This window comes from Staphylococcus sp. LKG4-2 (assembly GCF_050955665.1).
Taxonomy (GTDB): Bacteria; Bacillota; Bacilli; order Staphylococcales; family Staphylococcaceae; genus Staphylococcus; species Staphylococcus saprophyticus.
Genome location: NZ_CP194532.1, coordinates 1,904,168 through 1,924,992, shown reverse-complemented (window position 1 = coordinate 1,924,992; position 20,825 = coordinate 1,904,168). Strand labels below are relative to the sequence as shown.

General features: G+C 33.6%; 18 protein-coding genes. 16 read left to right on the top strand and 2 right to left on the bottom strand.

Going from position 1 to position 20,825, the window contains the following annotated elements; translation table 11 throughout:
* The first annotated feature begins 7 nt into the window (after positions 1-7).
* Positions 8-550 carry a 16S rRNA (guanine(966)-N(2))-methyltransferase RsmD gene (gene rsmD / locus ACM6UH_RS09435; protein WP_047502430.1) on the top strand — a complete coding sequence of 181 codons (543 nt, stop codon included), beginning with the start codon at positions 8-10 and terminating at the stop codon, positions 548-550.
* 1 nt (position 551) lies between these two features.
* Positions 552-1,037 (top strand): pantetheine-phosphate adenylyltransferase, encoded by a 486-nt coding sequence (gene coaD, locus ACM6UH_RS09430; protein WP_011303393.1) that lies wholly within the window; start codon positions 552-554, stop codon positions 1,035-1,037.
* Positions 1,038-1,479: 442 nt separating this feature from the next.
* Here coaD and ACM6UH_RS09425 read toward each other — a convergent pair whose 3' ends face one another.
* Complete coding sequence (locus tag ACM6UH_RS09425) at positions 1,480-2,613, bottom strand: nucleotidyltransferase (protein ID WP_047503097.1); 1,134 nt, start codon at positions 2,611-2,613, stop codon at positions 1,480-1,482.
* Positions 2,614-2,739: 126 nt separating this feature from the next.
* Between ACM6UH_RS09425 and ACM6UH_RS09420 the strand changes: the two genes are divergently transcribed.
* From ACM6UH_RS09420 to pheT, 6 genes are all read left to right on the top strand, one after another.
* Positions 2,740-3,288, top strand: coding sequence for a YceD family protein (locus ACM6UH_RS09420; protein WP_002483644.1), 549 nt, complete (start codon positions 2,740-2,742; stop codon positions 3,286-3,288).
* A gap of 80 nt (positions 3,289-3,368) precedes the next feature.
* A complete protein-coding gene (rpmF, locus tag ACM6UH_RS09415; protein ID WP_011303391.1) occupies positions 3,369-3,542 on the top strand; it encodes a 50S ribosomal protein L32 in 174 nt (57 codons plus the stop codon).
* 133 nt (positions 3,543-3,675) lie between these two features.
* The gene (locus ACM6UH_RS09410; protein WP_002483643.1) at positions 3,676-4,617 is read left to right on the top strand and encodes a M23 family metallopeptidase; all 942 of its coding nucleotides are present in this window, start codon (positions 3,676-3,678) and stop codon (positions 4,615-4,617) included.
* A gap of 26 nt (positions 4,618-4,643) precedes the next feature.
* Complete coding sequence (locus tag ACM6UH_RS09405) at positions 4,644-5,384, top strand: TrmH family RNA methyltransferase (RefSeq protein ID WP_011303389.1); 741 nt, start codon at positions 4,644-4,646, stop codon at positions 5,382-5,384.
* Between the two features lie 332 nt (positions 5,385-5,716).
* Entirely contained in the window at positions 5,717-6,775 is a 1,059-nt protein-coding gene (gene pheS / locus ACM6UH_RS09400; protein ID WP_002483641.1) for a phenylalanine--tRNA ligase subunit alpha, read from the top strand.
* Positions 6,775-9,177 (top strand): phenylalanine--tRNA ligase subunit beta, encoded by a 2,403-nt coding sequence (pheT, locus tag ACM6UH_RS09395; protein WP_047503101.1) that lies wholly within the window; start codon positions 6,775-6,777, stop codon positions 9,175-9,177. Before pheS ends, pheT begins: the two co-directional genes overlap by 1 nt.
* A gap of 299 nt (positions 9,178-9,476) precedes the next feature.
* On the opposite strand, the gene rnhC is transcribed toward pheT, so the two are convergent.
* Complete coding sequence (gene rnhC, locus ACM6UH_RS09390) at positions 9,477-10,409, bottom strand: ribonuclease HIII (RefSeq protein ID WP_048787030.1); 933 nt, start codon at positions 10,407-10,409, stop codon at positions 9,477-9,479.
* A gap of 308 nt (positions 10,410-10,717) precedes the next feature.
* On the opposite strand from rnhC, the gene zapA reads away from it, so the two are divergent.
* The 8 genes from zapA (at position 10,718) to sdhA (ending at position 20,824) form a co-directional block, all read left to right on the top strand.
* Positions 10,718-10,987 (top strand): cell division protein ZapA, encoded by a 270-nt coding sequence (gene zapA / locus ACM6UH_RS09385; RefSeq protein WP_002483638.1) that lies wholly within the window; start codon positions 10,718-10,720, stop codon positions 10,985-10,987.
* Positions 10,984-11,505 carry a CvpA family protein gene (locus ACM6UH_RS09380; RefSeq protein WP_047503103.1) on the top strand — a complete coding sequence of 174 codons (522 nt, stop codon included), beginning with the start codon at positions 10,984-10,986 and terminating at the stop codon, positions 11,503-11,505. The genes zapA and ACM6UH_RS09380 overlap by 4 nt, the downstream gene beginning before the upstream one ends.
* A gap of 111 nt (positions 11,506-11,616) precedes the next feature.
* Positions 11,617-13,329, top strand: coding sequence for a DNA polymerase/3'-5' exonuclease PolX (polX, locus tag ACM6UH_RS09375; protein ID WP_069793622.1), 1,713 nt, complete (start codon positions 11,617-11,619; stop codon positions 13,327-13,329).
* Positions 13,330-13,338: 9 nt separating this feature from the next.
* A complete protein-coding gene (locus tag ACM6UH_RS09370) occupies positions 13,339-15,687 on the top strand; it encodes an endonuclease MutS2 (protein WP_011303384.1) in 2,349 nt (782 codons plus the stop codon).
* 81 nt (positions 15,688-15,768) lie between these two features.
* A complete protein-coding gene (gene trxA, locus ACM6UH_RS09365; RefSeq protein WP_011303383.1) occupies positions 15,769-16,083 on the top strand; it encodes a thioredoxin in 315 nt (104 codons plus the stop codon).
* Between the two features lie 205 nt (positions 16,084-16,288).
* Positions 16,289-18,076: an excinuclease ABC subunit UvrC gene (uvrC, locus tag ACM6UH_RS09360; RefSeq protein WP_069793621.1), complete on the top strand. Its 1,788-nt coding sequence runs from the start codon at positions 16,289-16,291 to the stop codon at positions 18,074-18,076.
* A gap of 328 nt (positions 18,077-18,404) precedes the next feature.
* Positions 18,405-19,016, top strand: coding sequence for a succinate dehydrogenase cytochrome b558 subunit (locus tag ACM6UH_RS09355; protein WP_011303381.1), 612 nt, complete (start codon positions 18,405-18,407; stop codon positions 19,014-19,016).
* Between the two features lie 44 nt (positions 19,017-19,060).
* Positions 19,061-20,824 (top strand): succinate dehydrogenase flavoprotein subunit, encoded by a 1,764-nt coding sequence (gene sdhA, locus ACM6UH_RS09350; RefSeq protein WP_048787031.1) that lies wholly within the window; start codon positions 19,061-19,063, stop codon positions 20,822-20,824.
* The last annotated feature ends 1 nt before the right edge of the window (position 20,825 follow it).

Genomic DNA, 20,825 nt, shown 5'->3' with positions numbered 1-20,825 from the left:
AAATCATATGAGAGTAATTTCTGGAATACATAAGAGTAAGGCGCTTGAGAGTTTAGAAGGACGCAATACTAGACCGACAATGGATAAAGTAAAAGAAGGTATATTTAATAGTTTACACGAAGTTTCTGGCATTGGTCTTGATTTATTTGCTGGTAGTGGAGCACTTGGAATTGAAGCATTATCTCGAGGCATTGACCAAATGATATTTGTTGATCAAAATTTTAAAGCTGTAAAAGTCATTAAAGCAAATTTAAAAAACCTTAATATTGATACACAAGCAGAAGTATATAAAAACAATGCTGATCGTGCTTTAAAGGCCTTAGCCAAACGAGAAATACAATTTGATGTAATATTTTTAGATCCTCCTTATGAAAAAGGGTTAATTGATGAAGCATTGGAAGGTATTGCAAAGTTTAATTTATTAAAAGAAAATGGTATTATCGTTTGTGAGTTTAAACATCATGAAAAAATCAAGACGGAGCCATTCCATGAGATAAAACGTTATCATTATGGTTTGACAGACACTTTGTTATTAGAAAAAGGAGATTAATATGTCTACAACTAAAGCAGTCATTCCAGGAAGTTTCGATCCGATTACATATGGTCATATCGATATCATAGATAGAAGTGCGGATCGCTTTGATGAACTACATATTTGTGTATTGAAAAATAGTGGTAAGTCAGGCACATTTTCAATAGAAGAACGTATCGCGCTGATTGAAGAATCAGTGAAACATTTGAATAACGTAACAGTTCATCATTTCAATGGTTTATTAGTCGATTTTTGTGACAAAATTGGAGCAGAAACGATTATAAGAGGATTAAGAGCTGTGAGTGATTTTGAATATGAATTAAGACTTACATCAATGAATAAAAAATTAAACAGCAATGTAGAGACAATGTATATGATGACGAGTACAAATTATTCATTCATCAGTTCTAGCGTTGTGAAAGAAGTTGCAGCATATAAAGCAAACGTTTCAGACTTTGTACCTGTACATGTTGAAAAAGCGTTAAACGAAAAGTTTAAAAAATGATAAAGAACCACTTACCAACTTGTTGGTTAGTGGTTCTTATGCAATTGCAAGGCAATTGTAAACCAAAGTAGCTTACCAACTTGTTGGTTAGTGGTTCTTATGCAATTGCAAGGCAATTGTAAACCAAAGTAGCTTACCAACTTGTTGGTTAGTGGTTCTTATGCAATTGCAAGGCAATTGTAAACCAAAGTAGCTTACCAACTTGTTGGTTAGTGGTTCTTATGCAATTGCAAGGCAATTGTAAACCAAAGTAGCTTACCAACTTGTTGGTTAGTGTTACACAGTAGCTGGCTGAAGCTAAATGCACACAAGCATGTTTTTTAGCATTCTAGTCAGCCTTGTGGGGGCGGGACAACGAAATCATTATTAAAAAGCTGATTTCTGTCCCGCTCCCTTATGCAATTGCAAAGCTAAATGACCATGCTTGGTATTTTAATCCGTATCAAATCCGTATCACTGGTGTATTAAAGTCGTTTGCAGTTTGACCTGAAATAAGGTTGTAAATTTTAGTAGCATGTATCTCATTAGTAAATAAATTTGCGTTTTGTTTATTGACTTGCGTCACAAAGTTTCTTTCTGGAAACGATTTTTTAATTTGTTTTAAATACTGTTGTCCACGTTCAGACATGCCTAGGATACGCACAGCGTTAATTGAGGCAGGCTCATCATGTTTTTTAAAATTTAAAAGTATATTCATAAGTAAACGCTGAATGTGCGTATAGGTATAACGTTTCGTTTTTAATAGCGTCATTAAATGTTCAAAACTTGTCGCTTGTTCAATAGTTTGAAGTATGCGATTTTCAATGCCTTCACTCATGGTATAAATCTGTGCTAATGATGTGGCATCTTGGCTTAAAATTGCATATTTTAAATAATTGAATGTATCCTCAATAGAGATATGAGGTCGTTCATAATGCTTATGTATCTCACATGGTACGACATCTTTCCAAAGATCCGTTTGATTCATTAATGATTGACGAATAGAAGTGCCGCTTGCAAATGTTTGGTGAGAGATTTCATTATCGTGATGGGCAGACTGAAATCGGGAAATCGTCCATGGTTGTATTGATGGTGCGTATGTTTGGATTGCTCTCACATAAGAAAGGCCTAATGTATTGTTGGGCGATGATAGCAAGTCATTATCAGTAATCAGTTCGCTTAAGATTCTTGGGTAGCTTTTGCCTTCTTTTAATTTTTCTAAAAATAGAGGTGATTGCTCAATTTTATCAATAGACTGTGCCAATGATAGAAAATCATCCATATTACCCGATTCGCTTCCAAATGATAAATGAGAAACTTTTAAATAATCTGCTATCTGCACAGCTGTTTTTGCGAAATATTGACCTGCAGACACTGATGCATAAGCTGGAAGCTCTACGACAAGGTCGACGGCACGTAATGCCATTTTTGCACGAGTGAATTTATTGTAAATTGCGGGTTGGCCTCTCATCACAAAGTTTCCACTCATGATTGCTATGGAAATGTCAGAGTTGGTTATTGACTTTGATTGTTGGGCATGGTATAAGTGACCATTGTGGAAGGGATTATATTCAGTGACTAGTGCAACGCTTTTCATTTGCAATTCTTCCTTTCAGAATTCATTATAGATATTGTAACAGATGTAACTGTGTTAAGAAAAAATCTTGACAACTTATATCTATAAAGTTAAAATAAATTTTGTGCTTGTTAGAGGTGAAGCCATATGAAATGGTCAATAACGCAATTAAGAAAATTCCAAGATAAACCTTTTGAATTCCATCAAACGGTTAATTTTGATCATTTAGTAAAATCATTAGATTTAATAGATCTATCAGATATTGATGTTGAAGGTGAATTAACCGTCAGATCAAGTGAAGTCATTGCAGATATGCATTTGACTGGGACGTATACGATGTCTTGTGCACGTACTTTAGTTCCTGTTGAAGTTCCTATTGATATCAAGTCTCAAGAGATTTTTGATTTAGAAGGATATGAGCAGTTTGAAAATGATGAAGATGAAGATGAACATTACCATGATGCAACAGACGGTATGATAAATCTAAAAGATATTGCTGAAGAACTAGTTATTATTGAAAAACCAATGCGCGTTTTTTCAAAAGAAAGCGATCAGATGTTACGAGAAGGTAATGGTTGGGAAGTTATTGACGAAGAACAAGCGGTTGAAATTGCGAAAGATAAAGCATCTGCTGAATCAGAGCAAATCGATCCTAGGCTTCAAAAACTACAACAATTATATGACGAAGAGCAATAGCGGATTTAGATAATCTATAGTATAATGGATTATTGAATCTGAAAATATCTATTTAGTGTTTGAATATAAGGAGGATTATCATGGCAGTACCAAAAAGAAGAACGTCTAAAACAAGAAAAAATAAACGTCGTACGCATTTTAAAATTTCAGTACCTGGTATGACTGAATGCCCAAATTGTGGAGAATACAAATTATCTCACCGTGTATGTAAGAACTGTGGTTCATACAAAGGCGAAGACGTTGTATCAAAATAATTTCATTTAATTATTAGGCTATATGATAGCCTAATCTAATCGTTCATTAATTATTCACTTGATAATTTTTGAACGATTTTTTATTTTAGAGATAGTTACTCTATATATTCAACTGATAGGTTGTGTGAATCATATGGAAACAATAAATGCACAAATAATTATAAATAAAATTGAAGATCACGATGCGCAGTGGCTTTATCATCATTTTAGTGAATCATTTCAAGAAGTTTCATCTTTTGAAGAACTTGAGAAATTACTAAGTAATTATAATGCACTTAGAGGCGAAAATAATTTATATAGACATCTCAATATTAATCGACAAGATGAGTACATTTGGTTTGATAATAAAATGGCTACAGGTGCAAGTGTCACATTAAATAAGTACCAAGAGATTGTTGGAATGTCCTTATTGCCAATTGGTCATAACCATAATGCGAAACATACTAAATATAGCTATACCATTCCAATTAAAGAACCGTGCTTAGTTTATTGGGGTGGAGATAATGAATTAACGAATGACCATCATCGATTTAAACAACAACGTCATGCTTTAGATTTAGTGAGAGTTAAAGATGGTTATACATATAAAGGAAATCCAAATGAATGTGAGAATTACTATAGCTATGGAACATCAATCGTAGCGCCTGCAAATGGAGTAGTAGAGGCGATTGTAGATGGTATACCAGATAACTTACCCGGTGATAGTAATACTGTCCATCCAGAAGGTAATTATATTATTATTAAACATGGGCGTAATGAATATAGTATGATTGCACATATTAAACCATATTCTTTTAAGATTGAAAAAGGTGATATGCTATTGCGAGGACAACACATAGCAGAAGTTGGTAATTCAGGTAATACACCAGAGCCACATATACACTTTCAAGTTATGAAAGATAAGCATATTCAAGCGACACAAACATTAAAAATTCAATTTCAAAATGTTACAGCGCCTGTCAAAGGTGATATAGTAACATATAAAGGTGATAGTATTGTGGTAAAAGAAAAACACGAATTGTCTAAATTAGCAAAAGGCATACGTTCGAACATTACACACCTATTCAAAAGTTGAAAATAAATATATAAAGAGGCTATGTTATGGAAATAATAACTTCAGCACAAAATAATAAAATAAAAAATGCAAATAAATTAAAGAAAAAACGTGAGCGAGATAAGACTGGTCTTGCACTTATAGAAGGCTATCATCTTATAGAAGAAGCTTATAAAAGTAAAATCAAGATTCAACAACTCTATGTTGTTGATGCGGATAGAATACATGATGATATGATAAGTTATGCAGAAGAAGTATTTGAAATTAATTTAAAAGTTGCAGAAGTATTATCGGGAACTGTGACACCGCAAGGATTCTTTGCTGTTATTGAGAAACCTATCTACGAAAGTAATAATGCGAAGCAAGTGTTATTAATAGATTGTATTCAGGATCCAGGTAACTTAGGTACGTTAATCCGTACAGCTGATGCTGCAGGTTTAGATTTAATCGTGTTAGAAAAAGGAACTGCAGATCCGTATCAAGATAAAGTAATGCGTGCAAGTCAAGGTAGTGTATTTCACATACCTATTTTAACGACAGAGTTAAGTGGTTTTATTGCTGATTTTGAGGGCGATGTTTATGGGACTGCGTTAGAAGATGCAGTTGTATATAATCAAATACCTAGTCAAGAGACATTTGCTTTACTTTTAGGTAATGAAGGTGAAGGCGTTAATGACAAATTACTCAGTCAAACAACGCAAAATCTAACAATTCCAATTTATGGTAAAGCAGAAAGTTTAAATGTTGCAATAGCAGGTAGTATTGTGATGTATCATTTGAAAGGTTGACCCTATCATAAATCATCGTATATAATAAATGTAATGATATTTAAATATGAACCCATAAAAAGACGTAAACTAAGTAGATACAGAAGTAAAAGGGAGATTATCCACGACTGAAAGATAATCCGATGTAGTTAGTTTTTTTCACCTTTTTGGTTACTTAAAGAAATTTAAGTCGGAAATCATTTCCGTTATCAATGACAACAAGTGTATGCTACGGCATAAATTTGGGTGGTACCACGGAAGACTTCGTCCCAGTTTTAAGGGATGGAAGTCTTTTTTTATGCAATTTTAAAATATAAATATAACAACTTAAAATTCAAGTAGGAGGGCTAAGTATGGCACAAACAGAAGCTATGGCTGAAATCAAGCAGCAGGCATTAGTCGATATTAATGAAGCTCAAAATGAAAAAGCGTTACAGGATGTAAAGGTCAAGTATTTAGGAAAAAAAGGTTCAGTTACTGGATTGATGAAACATATGAAAGATTTACCGAATGAAGAGAAACCTGCATATGGTCAACAAGTAAATGAAGTTAGACAAACGATTGAAAAGGAAATTCAAGCACGTCATGAATTACTGGGTAATGAGCAGTTAGAGCAACAATTGAAAGAAGAAAAAATAGATGTAACATTACCAAGTCGTAAAATTGCGATTGGTGCTAAACATCCGCTCACAAGAACCATCGAAGAAATTGAAGATTTATTTTTAGGTTTAGGTTATGAAATTGTTGATGGTTTTGAAGTTGAACAAGATTATTATAACTTTGAAGCGTTAAACTTACCAAAATCACATCCTGCCAGAGATATGCAAGATAGTTTTTATATAACGGATGAAATTTTAATGCGTACACACACATCTCCAGTACAGGCTAGAACAATGGAAAAACGCAATGGTGAAGGCCCAGTTAAAATTTTGTGTCCTGGTAAGGTTTATCGTCGTGATTCTGATGATGCGACACATAGTCACCAATTCACTCAAATTGAAGGGTTAGTTGTTGATGAAAATATTAAAATGAGCGATTTGAAAGGTACTTTAGAATTATTAGCTAAACAACTATTTGGTGAAGATAGAGAAATACGTTTACGACCTAGCTATTTCCCATTTACAGAACCTTCTGTTGAAGTTGATGTATCTTGTTTCAAATGTAAAGGTGAAGGTTGTAACGTATGTAAGCATACGGGTTGGATAGAAATATTAGGTGCTGGTATGGTTCATCCTAACGTTCTTGAAATGGCAGGCTTTGATTCAAATAAATATACTGGTTTCGCTTTTGGTATGGGACCAGATCGAATCGCTATGTTGAAATATGGTATTGAAGATATACGTCATTTCTATACAAATGATGTACGTTTCTTAAGTCAATTTAAAGCAGTAGAAGACAGAGGTGAAAAATAATGTTTATTTCTAAAGAATGGTTAGAGTCATATGTAGAAATTAATGAACAAGTTAATGTACTTGCAGAACGTATTACACGTACTGGAATTGAAGTTGACGATATTATTGATTATACAAAAGAGATTAAAAACCTTGTAGTAGGCTATGTACAATCCATAGCTGCACATCCAGATGCCGATAAACTTAATATATGCCAAGTTGATATTGGTGAAGCGGAGCCAGTACAAATCGTTTGTGGTGCGCCGAATGTAGATGCAGGCCAAACAGTGATCGTTGCAAGTGTTGGTGGCAGATTACCTGGTGGTGTGAAAATCAAACGTGCGAAATTACGTGGAGAACATTCTGAAGGTATGATTTGTTCATTACAAGAAGTTGGGGTGCCTAGTAATTTAGTACCGAAACAATTTGAAGATGGTATATTTGTATTTTCAACTGAAGTTAAACCGGGAACAGATGCATTAGATGCATTATATTTAAATGATCAAGTGATGGAATTTGATTTAACACCAAATAGAGCAGATGCATTAAGTATGATTGGTACAGCCTATGAGACTGCTGCACTATATAATGTTCCAATGACGAAACCTGAAACACAAAGTACAGAAACAAGTGATCAAACAAATGATGAAATTAGTGTCAACATTCAAAATGAAGATAAAGTACCATATTACAGTGCACGCGTAGTGAAAAATGTAACAATTGCACCTTCTCCAGAGTGGATGCAAATGCGTTTAATCAAAGCTGGTATTCGCCCAATTAATAATGTTGTAGATATCTCTAATTATGTATTAATTGAATACGGTCAACCGTTGCACATGTTTGATCAAGACCAAATTGGTTCCAAACATATAGAAGTGAGACAAGCTAAAGCTGATGAAGAGATGACAACTTTAGACAACCAGGAACGTCAACTAAAAGAAAATGACATTGTTATAACAAATGGAGAAACACCTATTGCGATTGCAGGTGTAATGGGCGGAGATTTCTCTGAAGTTACAGAAGCAACGAAGCACGTTGTAATAGAAGGCGCTATTTTTGATCCAGTATCCATAAGACATACATCACGTCGATTGAACTTAAGAAGTGAAGCATCTAGTCGCTTCGAAAAAGGTATTGCAACTGAATTTGTAGATGAGGCCGTTGATAGAGCTTGTTACTTATTACAAACCTATGCTGGCGGTTCAGTAGCACAAGGACGTGTTTCTCAAGGTGAACTTGGATCTTTCGTTACACCAATTGATATTTCAGTTTCAAAAGTGAATCAAACAATCGGTTTTGAACTCAGTGCTGAAGATATTGAATCTATATTTGTTCAATTAGGTTTTGAAACAACTAAAAATAAAGATGTACTCACTGTCATGGTGCCTTCACGTCGTAAAGATATTTCAATTAAGGAAGATTTAATTGAAGAAATCGCACGTATCTATGGTTATGATGAAATCCCTTCAACATTACCTGTATTTGATCAAGTAACACATGGCGCGTTAACAGATAGACAATCTAAATCAAGAATAATTAAAGCGACATTAGAAGGTGCTGGATTAAACCAAGCAATTAATTATTCACTTGTAGATAAAGACAGAGCAAAAGATTTTGCATTACAAGAACGTGAAACAATTGACTTACTCATGCCTATGAGTGAAGCTCACTCAACTTTACGTCAAAGTTTAATCCCGCATTTAATTGATGCAGTTGCTTATAATGTGGCACGTAAAAATAGCAATGTGCGATTATATGAATTAGGTAGCGTATTTTTTGCGAATGGTGAGGATGAACTTCCTGATGAAGTAGAATATTTAAGCGGTATTTTAACAGGTGATTATACAGTTAATCACTGGCAAAGTAAAAAAGAAACGATTGATTTCTTCGTTGCTAAAGGTATCGTTGATAGAATCGCTGAAAAGCTAGATATCCAATTTGAATATGAAGCTGGAGAAATAAATGGACTGCATCCAGGTAGAACAGCTTATGTGGAATTAAATGGCGAAATTGTTGGTTTCGTAGGTGAACTACATCCTAAAACTGAAAAGGACTATGACCTAAAACGCACGTATGTCTTTGAATTAAACTTTGATAAATTAATGTCAGTATCCGTTGGTTATATTAATTATCAAGCAATTCCAAGATTCCCAGGCGTATCAAGAGATATCGCATTAGTGGTTAATCGTGCAACACCATCAGCCAAATTAGTAAACATCATTCATGAACATGGTGGCAATATTTTACAAGAAGCAGAAGTTTTCGATGTCTATGAAGGTGAACATATGGCAGAAGATGAAAAATCAATCGCAATCCGTTTAGCTTATTTAGACACTGAACAAACATTAACGGATGATAAAGTGAACGCTGTACATGAAGCCATATTAGAGGCTTTAAAATCAGAGGGTGCAACGATTAGATAATGATTCACAAACATATATTTTAGATTTGATTTTGTAATATAAGATAAGCGAGTAGGATAGAAATCAAATTTTCTAATAGAAATTTCGAAGTCTCACCTATGCAATCAAGGCAAGGATGACTCGGATAAAGGTTTATTTGAGCTAAAGCGCATGCATAAGTCTAACTAGACTTTTTACGTGGCATACTGATGCTTTTGCATAAGAAGTGAGACATTACAATTTCAATTTCAATTCAGTCATCTACTCCCCAATTGAAAAAGCGTCTTAGACATCTATTTATGTCTAAGGCGCTTTTCTATTTAATCATTATATTTTTTTTGAACTAAATTTTCAGCTTTTTTACGATTGGCAAAATGTTTCTTGGAAATAGAATCAAGGTAAGCTATGCCTTTGCGTTCAATTATTTTAGCTGCAGTTAAATCTACTTTATTACTCGCTCCTTTAGGAATGTCGATTTTAACTGATTGAGTTAAACGATCCATATGTTTAACGAATGCATACCTTGAAATAATACTTGCAGCTGCAATTGCAATGGATTTTGATTCACCTTTAGTCTCAAATTTCGTTTTATTACTGAATGGTAAGTCACTTAAGGCATAACGTTTATAAACACCTGCTTCGGCAAATTGGTCAATAACGATATAATCTAATTCAGTGGTATCAATTTTTTGAGTGACATTTTTGATCGCTTCATTATGCAATACAGCCTTCATCTTAACTTGAGACCAACCTGCCTTTTGCTTTTCATTATATTTCTCATTATTCATGACCAATAATGAGTGGGGGATAAAGGTAACGAGCTGTTCGGCTAGTTCAACAATTTTTGTATCTGTTAATTTCTTCGAATCATCGACTCCTAGCGCTTTCAAGATTTGTACATTTTTATGTGAGACATAGGCAGCACATACGGTCAATGGTCCGAAATAATCGCCACTTCCTGCCTCATCACTACCAATACATTGAAATTGGTTATATGAAATCGTTTGTTTGGTTGTTGAAGCTTTCTTACTGGATGGTTGTGATTTAGTAACATTAGGCAACAACTGTGCAGCGATACGTTCTGCATCCTTGCCTTGAAACATCACTTTGTTTGAATTATATATTGAAATAGAAGTTCCCTTGTATTTTGTTTTTGCTTTCATACCTTGGGATAGCTGTGATGTTTCAAAGGGTATTTTTGACATTAATTGCTGTATATCTGAATTGGTTAATTTATGTACAATATTTGTCATGTACGGTACCTCACTTTTTATATGAATAACTTATGTATTTAGACATTGAACATCATATCATATGTATGTAAGTGGTGTTAGGAGATAAATATATGATATTTTAATTATTGAAAGAAAATTTTAATTGTTATCGATAAAAAATAGCATTAATAACAAATATTTCTTATATAACAATTCTCATCTCTTACAAAATAATATTATGTCGTGTATAATGGTTCGTGAATATTCTAAAATACTAAATTACATACTTAATTGAAACAGATAGGAAAATAAGTTCGGAAATATATTAAAAAGTCAGGAGTTATGATATGGGCGAGTTTAAAAATCGGATTAACGTAACTATAAATGATCAACATTATACTATTGTCGGTGAGGACAATCCCGAGCATATCCGTTACGTTGCGCATTTAGTAGACGAAAGACTCAAAATGTTAGCTAGTAAAAGTGCTGGATTAGATACGACGAGAAAGGCGATACTTACAGCTGTCAATATTATGCATGAAAAAGTTCAATTAGAAGAAGAAAACCTTCGTCTGCAACAAGAAATAAAACAATTGAAAAATAGTGAAGACAAATGATTTTAGATTTGATTGTTCTAATTATTTTTCTTTATATTGGAATGATTGGTTTTAGAAGAGGTGCTTGGTTAAGTGCTTTGCATTTGACTTCTACTTTGTTTTCGTTATGGATTGCACAAAGATTTTATCATCAAATTGCTCAGCGATTAGAATTATTTATACCATTTCCCAAGACACGTGCATTTGATTTGAATTATGCCATTCAATTTGATAATATACACCAACGATTTGATCATATCATCGCATTTTTAATTATTGCGATCCTTACTAAAATCATATGTTATGGTATTATAGTGATTTTTGATAATGTGTTAAAATTTAAGCGTCCTAATGGCATAAGTCGAGTGATTGGTGTGATAATGAGTCTGATTTCTTCAATCATTATCAGTACTACATTGCTTTACACTATTTCGTTGTATCCATTAGAAATAGTGCAACAACAGCTTATAAGTGGGGAAATCTCAGAATTTTTAATATTACATACCCCCTATATATCCAACTATGTTGTGAATATATAGCGTGTTATAGATTAGAATGGTCTTATAAAATATAGGAGGTCAGGACACAATTAATTTACTGAATGCGTGCTACAGTAATCTGTCTTGACCTTTTTTTATGGAGTGAAAATAATGACAAAAAAAGATATTATTCAATTACTAGAAAAAATAGCGACTTATATGGAATTAAAAGGTGAAAATACGTTTAAAGTATCTGCATATAGAAAAGCTGCACAAAGTCTTGAAATGGACGAACGTACGTTAGATGAAATTGAAAATGTGACTGAATTAAAAGGGATTGGTAAAGGTGTAGGAGAAGTGATTGATGAATATCGTCAGTCAGGCCAATCAAGTGCATTAGAAGCATTGCAAAAAGAAGTTCCTGAGGGACTTATTCCTTTATTAAAAATACAAGGTCTTGGAAGTAAAAAAATTGCAAAGCTATATAAAGAATTAAATATTGATAGTAAAGAAGCACTGCAAGTTGCTTGTGAAAAAGGAAAAGTTAGTGAGTTAAGTGGCTTTGCTAAAAAGACAGAACAGAATATCCTTGAAGCTGTAAAAGCTTTAGGCGCTAAGAAAGAAAAATATCCAATCGATCAAATACGTGGTTTAAATAGTGAAATTAATGGCTATTTAGCTACAGTCAAGGATATAGACAAATACGAAGTCGCTGGTAGTTATAGAAGATATAAAGAAATGAGTAAAGATTTAGATTATATTATTAGCACAGATCATCCTACTTCAGTTCAACAGTCATTATTAAAAATGCCTAACATTGTTAAGCAAGTAGCAGTAGGTCAAACTAAGGTATCACTTGAATTAGCTTATGATGATGAAACGATAGGTGTTGATTTTAGGTTAATTGAACCTGCAGCTTTCTATCATACGTTACAACATTTTACAGGTTCAAAAGATCATAATATTAGAATACGACAATTGGCTAAAGAACAAGACGAAAAGGTAAGCGAATATGGTATTGAACAAAATAATGGGGAAATCATTCAATATCAAAGCGAAAAAGAAATATATGAACATTTTGGAGTGAATTGGATAGAACCTGCATTGAGAGAGGACGGAAGTGAATTTGATAAAAACTTAGATAATATTATCAAACTAACAGATATTCATGGTGATATCCATATGCATACGACATATAGCGATGGTGCATTTAGTATTGAAGATATGGTAAAAGCGAACATTGAGAAAGGTTATGAATTTATGGTGATTACTGACCATTCTCAAAGTTTGAAAGTTGCGAACGGCTTATCAGTCGAACGTTTATTGCGTCAAAATGAAGAAATTAAAGCACTAAATGAAAAATATAAGGAAATTGATATATACTCAGGTATAGAAATGGATATCTTACCTGATGGTCAATTAGACTATGATGATGAGATATTAGCGAAGTTAGATTATGTCATTGCTGCGATACACCAAAGTTTTAATCAGTCGCAAGAAGAAATCATGCGCAGATTGGAAAATGCTTGCCGTAACCCTTATGTACGCCATATTGCACATCCAACAGGTCGCATTATAGGTAAACGTCCTGGCTATGAACCAGACATAGATAAATTATGTCAACTTGCAGAAGAAACTAATACCATTTTAGAAATTAATGCAAATCCAAAACGTTTAGATTTAAATGCAGATACAGTTAAAAAACATCCAAATATACAGCTAACTATCAATACTGACGCACATCATGTCGAACATTTAGAATTTATGAAATATGGTGTTGCAACGGCACAAAAAGGATTTGTTACAAAAGATAGAGTGATTAATACAATGTCTCGAGAAGAATTTAAATCATTCGTTGAGAATAATATTAAACTGAAGAAATAGAGGGATTAGATGAGACAGAAATCTTTAAATGTCTTAGAATTCGATAAAATAAAAGCATTGATAGAAAATGAAACAATCAGTGATTTAGGTAAAGAAAAAGTTGTAGATATGGCACCGGCAACTGATTTTAACACGGTTGAATTTCAAATGAACGAAACAGATGAGATTTCACAAATTTATAACAAACATCGTATGCCTAGTTTAAGTGGATTAGCTAAAATATCCACGTATATTCATAGAGCGAAAATCGGTGGTGTACTCAGTGTTAGCGAATTAAATGTCATTAAACGCCTAATACAAATCCAAAATCAATATAAAACATTTTATAATAATTTATTAAATGAAGAAGAAACTATTAATTACCCTATTCTTAACGATAGAATGGAGCAACTGCCTGTATTGTCAGATTTATATCAAAGTATTCATCAAAAATGTGATACTTATGATTTATATGATAATGCAAGTTATGAATTACAAGGAATTAGAAGTAAAATTTCTAGTACGAATCAAAGAATTAAACAAAATTTAGACAAGATTGTTAAGAGTCAAGCTAACCAGAAGAAACTATCTGACGCGATTGTCACTGTACGTAATGAGCGAAATGTAATTCCAGTGAAAGCAGAGTATCGCCAAGATTTTAATGGTATTGTTCATGATCAGTCTGCTTCTGGACAAACCTTATATATTGAGCCCTCATCCATTGTAGAGATGAGTAACCAAATAAGCCGTTTAAAAAATGATGAAGCGATTGAAAGAGAACGCATCTTATCCGCATTGACAGTAGAAGTAGCTGAAGAAGCAGATGCATGTTTAATTTCAGAGTCAATCATGGGCCAAATTGATTTCTTAACAGCCAAAGCACGCTATGCAAGTTCAATTAAAGGAACCAAACCACAATTTACAAAAGATAGAACAGTTTATTTACCAAAAGCTTTTCATCCATTACTTGATAAGCAAACAGTTGTTGCGAATACAATTGAATTTGCACAAGATATTGAAACAGTTATTATTACAGGTCCAAACACCGGTGGTAAAACAGTTACATTGAAAACATTAGGCTTAATCATTGTTATGGCACAATCAGGTATACTTATCCCGACATTAGATGGTAGCCAATTAAGTATTTTTGAAAATGTATACTGTGATATTGGTGATGAACAATCTATTGAGCAATCACTTTCTACTTTCTCTTCACATATGAAGAATATTGTTGAAATTTTACAAGATACAACTAAAAACAGTTTGATATTATTTGACGAGTTAGGTGCTGGAACTGACCCGAGTGAAGGTGCTGCACTAGCAATGAGTATTTTAGATCATGTTCATGAAATAGGCTCATTAGTTATGGCAACAACGCATTACCCAGAGTTAAAAGCATATAGCTATAACCGAGAAGGTGTAATGAATGCCAGTGTCGAATTTGACGTCAATACATTAAGTCCAACCTACAAATTATTAATGGGTGTACCAGGACGTTCAAATGCATTTGATATTTCTAAAAAACTTGGGTTAAATATGAAAGTCATTCAAAAAGCAAAATCAATGATTGGCCAAGATGAGCAAGAAATTAATGAAATGATTGCTTCATTAGAATCTAATTCAAAACGCGTAGATGAACAACGTATCGAGTTAGATTATTTATTAAGAGAAGCACAAGATACACATGATGCTTTAGCTAAACAATACGAACAATATCAAAATCATGAAAAACAATTGATGAATGAAGCAAAAGAAAAAGCGAACCAACGTGTGAAATCAGCTACAAAAGAAGCTGACGATATATTAAAAGAACTGCGTGAATTGAGAGACCAAAAAGGTGCCGATGTAAAAGAACACGAGCTCATTGATAAGAAGAAACAACTTGATGATCAATACGAAGCCAAATCCCTAAAACAAAATGTTCAAAAGAAAAAATGGGATGAAATCAATGCAGGTGATGAAGTTAAAGTGCTAACTTATGGCCAAAAAGGCGAAGTTTTAGAATTGATTGATAATAATGAAGCGGTTGTTCAAATGGGTATTATTAAGATGAAATTACCATTAGAAGACTTAGAAAAAACGAAGAAAACGAAATCGGAACCAACGAAAATGATTAAACGAGAAAATCGTCAAAGCATTAAAATGGAACTCGATTTACGTGGCTATCGTTATGATGAAGCAATGGTTGCTGTAGATCAATATTTAGATCAAGCTGTTTTGAGCAATTATGAGCAAGTTTACATTATTCATGGTAAAGGTACAGGTGCATTACAAAAAGGTGTGCAAAATCATTTAAAACGACATAAAAGTGTGGCATCATATAGAAACGGTATGCCAAGTGAAGGTGGATTTGGCGTTACCGTTGTAGAAATAAAATAATTGTGAGCAAGAGGTATGCAGATTTGTATAAAGTCTGTTATAATTTCTTCATCATTTGAAATTTAAGGAGGATTGGCAGTTATGGCAATCGTAAAAGTAACAGATTCAAACTTTGATGATAATATTCAATCAGGGGTCAATTTAGTAGATTTTTGGGCAACTTGGTGTGGTCCATGTAAGATGATTGCTCCAGTATTAGAAGAATTAGCTGGTGACTATGATGGCAAAGCTAATATTTTAAAATTAGATGTAGATGAAAATCCATCAACAGCTGCTAAATTTGAAGTTATGAGTATCCCAACTTTAATCGTTTTTAAAGATGGCGAACCAGTTGACAAAGTTGTTGGTTTCCAACCAAAAGAAAACTTAGCTGAAGTAATCGAAAAACACTTATAATAAATTGAGCAACTTTCTGGGACATTAATCTTGATTAATGTCCCAGTTTTCAATTTATAAGCATATCAATCAATTGAGAAACATTGCGAAGCTATTTTATAATATAAATAAATGTAAATTAAAACTATGTTGATATCATATAAAACCAAGCTATTTATTGAAAAATCGAACTATAAAATTTTGTGTGAAAGGAGGAGGACAATTTATGGAAACATACCAAGAAAAAATTAAGCAGAAACTGACAGTAGTACCAATAGAGCCCGGTTGTTACCTAATGAAAGATCGAAATGATCAAATTATATATGTAGGTAAAGCAAAGAAACTTAGAAATAGATTAAGATCTTATTTTACTGGTGCGCATGATGCGAAAACCACAAGACTTGTCGGTGAAATTCGAAACTTTGAATTTATCGTAACATCCAGTGAAACTGAATCGCTACTATTAGAATTAAATCTTATAAAACAATACCAACCGCGTTATAACATCTTATTGAAAGATGATAAAAGTTACCCTTTTATAAAAATAACGAAAGAAAAATATCCAAGGCTCATTGTAACGCGAACAGTGAAAAAGGGAAGTGGGAAATACTTTGGACCATATCCCAATGCATATTCAGCACAAGAAACAAAAAAATTACTAGATCGTATCTATCCGTTTAGAAAATGTGATAAAATGCCTGACAAATTATGCCTTTATTATCATATTGGCCAATGTTTAGGGCCTTGTGTGTATCCAGTAGATTTAGAAAAGTATGCTGAAATGACAAAAGAAATAACGGATTTTTTAAATGGAGAAGACAAAACGATTTTGCATAATTTAGAGCAAAAAATGCAAGAGTCAAGTGAATCACTAGATTTTGAACGTGCCAAAGAATATAGAGACTTAATACAACATATCCATAACCTTAATAAAAAACAAAAAATCACATCTTCTGATAATACGATTAGAGATGTGTTTGGTTACAGTATTTCTAAAGGGTGGATGTGTATTCAAGTATTCTTTATTAGACAAGGTAATATGATTAAACGAGACGCAACGATGATACCGCTCCAACAAACGGAAGAAGAAGAGTTCTATACATTTATTGGACAATTTTATGATTTAAATCAACATATTTTGCCTAAAGAGGTACATGTACCGAAACATTTGAATAAAGAGTTGATACAATCCGTTGTGGAAACAAAAATTGTACAACCACTTAAAGGCAAAAAGAAAGATATGGTTGATTTAGCAAATCATAATGCAGAAGTTACGTTAGAAAATAAATTTGAACTCATTGCAAAGGATGAATCACGCACTGTTAAAGCGATTGAAGAGTTAGGCGATGTAATGGGTATACAAACGCCTATAAGAATAGAGGCTTTTGATAACTCTAATATCCAAGGTGTAAATCCTGTGTCTGCAATGGTGTCTTTCATTGATGGTAAACCAAACAAAAAAGGTTATAGAAAATATAAAATTAAAACAGTTGATGGACCCGACGATTATAAATCAATGCGTGAAGTGGTACGCAGGCGATATACACGTGTATTAAATGAGGGCAGTCCATTACCAGATTTAATTATTGTAGATGGTGGTAAAGGCCACATGAGTGGCGTCATTGATGTTCTAGAAAATGAATTAGGTTTAGATATTCCGGTTGCCGGATTGCGTAAAAATGATAAGCACCAAACGTCAGAAATTTTATATGGAGAGCAAGCAGAGGTTGTACCTATGAAAAAAAATAGCCAACCATTTTATTTGTTGCAAAGAATTCAAGACGAGGTGCATAGATTTGCAATCACTTTCCATAGACAAACAAGACAAAAGACAGGATTACAATCTGTTCTAGATACAGTTGATGGAATTGGTGCCAAACGTAAGACTAAATTATTACGTACATTTGGGTCAATTAAGAGAATGAAAGAAGCAAGTGTAGAAGATTTAAAAAACTCTGGTCTTCCTCAAAATGTGGCTGAGAATCTTCATCACGCCTTATCCAATAATTCATAGATATAACTTTGTGGCATGAGAATCATTCTCATGCCCAATTTCTATTTAATTAGTGTTACAATAACAAATAACAGGAGTTCTTTTTTTACAAGTATATGGAAGCGTTTTCTAATTGAGAATGTTCTCAACAACCTTTTATTTAAACTGTAAACTACAACGTCTCAAAAATGCAGTGATGTTTAAATAATTATGCAATGTTATTGTGTTGTAAAAAACATACGTCACAAAAAAATTATTGTTCATAAGGTTTATATGAAAATTGCCATTACTTTGTACGGTAAAAAAAGAAATCTAAAAAAATTATCTGTTTCACAGGGGGGACTTCCTTTTGGCATATTCGAAAAATCAATTCTATTTAAGACGCTTACATTCTTTGCTAGGCGTAATACCAATAGGTGGATTCTTATTAGTTCATTTACTTGTTAACCATCAGGCAACACAAGGTGAGGCCGCGTTTAACAAGGCAGCTGGATTTATGGAATCTATACCTTTTTTAATTGCAGTGGAATTTATCGTTATTTATATTCCAATTCTGTATCATGCGGTTTATGGCGTACATATTGCCTTTACGGCAAAGGAGAATGTAGGGCATTATTCTGCATTTAGAAACTGGATGTTTTTACTACAACGTGTGACTGGTGTCATAACATTTATCTTTGTAGCAATTCATCTATGGCAAACACGTATCCAACGTGCGTTAGGACATGAAGTGAACTTTGACATGGTTCATGACATTGTGACGAATCCATTTTGGTTAATTTTTTACATTGTATGTTTATTAGCAGTAACATTCCACTTTGCGAATGGTTTATGGTCATTCTTAGTTACTTGGGGTGTTTTACAATCTAAAAAATCTCAACAAATTTTCACTTGGGTTTCACTTGTTGTATTCCTAGTTGTTTCTTATATCGGAATCAGTGCAATCTTAGCATTTTTATAAAGAATTAAAACTAAGTTTCATATATATTTGAGGGAGTGACATATATGGCAGAGAAGAAAATTATTGTTGTCGGTGGAGGACTTGCCGGTCTGATGTCAACAATTAAAGCAGCAGAACAAGGCGCACACGTTGACTTGTTCTCACTTGTTCCTGTTAAACGATCACACTCTGTTTGTGCACAAGGTGGTATAAACGGAGCGGTAAATACAAAAGGTGAAGGGGACTCACCATCAGTACATTTAGATGACACTGTATATGGTGGAGACTTTTTGGCAAATCAACCGCCAGTTCAAGCAATGACGGACGCTGCACCAAAGATTATCCATTTACTAGACCGTATGGGTGTTATGTTTAATAGAACTAAAGAAGGTTTATTAGACTTTAGACGTTTTGGTGGAACGATGTACCACAGAACAGCGTATGCTGGTGCGACAACTGGCCAACAATTACTTTATGCTTTGGACGAACAAGTTCGTAGCTTTGAAGTCGATGGTTTAGTTACAAAGTATGAAGGTTGGGAGTTCTTAGGTATCGTTAAAGATGACGATAATATGGCGAGAGGTATTGTTGCTCAAAATATGACAACATCAGAGATTGAATCATTTGGTTCAGATGCAGTCATTATGGCAACAGGTGGTCCTGGTATTATCTTCGGTAAAACGACTAACTCAATGATTAATACAGGTTCAGCAGCTTCTATCGTATATCAACAAGGCGCAATGTATGCAAACGGTGAATTTATTCAAATTCATCCGACCGCAATTCCTGGAGATGACAAACTTAGATTAATGAGTGAGTCAGCACGTGGTGAAGGTGGTCGTATTTGGACATATAAAGATGGTAAGCCATGGTACTTCTTAGAAGAAAAATACCCAGATTACGGTAACTTAGTACCTCGTGATATTGCAACGCGAGAAATCTTTGATGTATGTGTTAACCAAAAATTAGGTATCAATGGTGAAAACATGGTATATCTAGACTTATCACATAAAGATCCACATGAGTTAGATATTAAACTTGGTGGTATTATTGAAATTTATGAAAAATTCACTGGTGATGACCCTCGTAAAGTTCCGATGAAGATCTTCCCAGCAGTTCACTATTCAATGGGTGGTCTATACGTTGACTACGATCAAATGACAAATATTAAAGGTTTATTTGCAGCTGGTGAGTGTGATTATTCACAACATGGTGGTAACCGTCTAGGTGCAAACTCATTATTATCAGCGATATATGGTGGAACAGTTGCAGGACCAAATGCGATTGAATACATCTCAAATATCGAAGATTCATATACAGATTTAGATCAAAGTTTTTATGAAAAACGTGTACAAGAAGAACAAGAAAAATTTGATCACTTACTGAATATGAAAGGCACTGAAAATGCGTATAAACTTCACAGAGAACTTGGTGAAATTATGACAGCGAATGTCACAGTTGTTCGTGAAAATAAAGCGTTATTAGAAACAGATAGAAAAATTGTAGAATTGATGGAACGCTATCAAAATATAGATATCGAAGATACGCAAACTTGGAGTAACCAAGCGGTATTCTTTACACGTCAATTATGGAATATGTTAGTGCTTGCAAGAGTGATTACAATCGGTGCATACAACAGAAATGAGTCTCGTGGTGCGCATTATAAACCAGAATTCCCAGATAGAAATGATGAAGAATGGTTAAAAACAACACTAGCTACTTATCAAGGTAAAACAGAGGCGCCTAAGTTTACTTATGAGCCTGTAGATATTAGCTTGATACCACCACGTAAACGTGACTATTCTAGTGTGTCAAAAGGAGGTAAATAAT

Bases quoted from the DNA above. Each gene is read 5' to 3' on its own strand.
- pheS (WP_002483641.1), top strand. From the start codon at position 5,717: ATGGCACAAACAGAAGCTATGGCTGAAATCAAGCAGCAGGCATTAGTC.
- ACM6UH_RS09410 (WP_002483643.1), top strand. From the start codon at position 3,676: ATGGAAACAATAAATGCACAAATAATTATAAATAAAATTGAAGATCAC.
- rsmD (WP_047502430.1), top strand. From the start codon at position 8: ATGAGAGTAATTTCTGGAATACATAAGAGTAAGGCGCTTGAGAGTTTA.
- trxA (WP_011303383.1), top strand. From the start codon at position 15,769: ATGGCAATCGTAAAAGTAACAGATTCAAACTTTGATGATAATATTCAA.
- ACM6UH_RS09370 (WP_011303384.1), top strand. From the start codon at position 13,339: ATGAGACAGAAATCTTTAAATGTCTTAGAATTCGATAAAATAAAAGCA.
- ACM6UH_RS09380 (WP_047503103.1), top strand. From the start codon at position 10,984: ATGATTTTAGATTTGATTGTTCTAATTATTTTTCTTTATATTGGAATG.
- uvrC (WP_069793621.1), top strand. From the start codon at position 16,289: ATGGAAACATACCAAGAAAAAATTAAGCAGAAACTGACAGTAGTACCA.
- rpmF (WP_011303391.1), top strand. From the start codon at position 3,369: ATGGCAGTACCAAAAAGAAGAACGTCTAAAACAAGAAAAAATAAACGT.
- rnhC (WP_048787030.1), bottom strand. From the start codon at position 10,409: ATGACAAATATTGTACATAAATTAACCAATTCAGATATACAGCAATTA.
- polX (WP_069793622.1), top strand. From the start codon at position 11,617: ATGACAAAAAAAGATATTATTCAATTACTAGAAAAAATAGCGACTTAT.
- coaD (WP_011303393.1), top strand. From the start codon at position 552: ATGTCTACAACTAAAGCAGTCATTCCAGGAAGTTTCGATCCGATTACA.
- pheT (WP_047503101.1), top strand. From the start codon at position 6,775: ATGTTTATTTCTAAAGAATGGTTAGAGTCATATGTAGAAATTAATGAA.
- ACM6UH_RS09405 (WP_011303389.1), top strand. From the start codon at position 4,644: ATGGAAATAATAACTTCAGCACAAAATAATAAAATAAAAAATGCAAAT.
- sdhA (WP_048787031.1), top strand. From the start codon at position 19,061: ATGGCAGAGAAGAAAATTATTGTTGTCGGTGGAGGACTTGCCGGTCTG.
- zapA (WP_002483638.1), top strand. From the start codon at position 10,718: ATGGGCGAGTTTAAAAATCGGATTAACGTAACTATAAATGATCAACAT.
- ACM6UH_RS09420 (WP_002483644.1), top strand. From the start codon at position 2,740: ATGAAATGGTCAATAACGCAATTAAGAAAATTCCAAGATAAACCTTTT.
- ACM6UH_RS09425 (WP_047503097.1), bottom strand. From the start codon at position 2,613: ATGAAAAGCGTTGCACTAGTCACTGAATATAATCCCTTCCACAATGGT.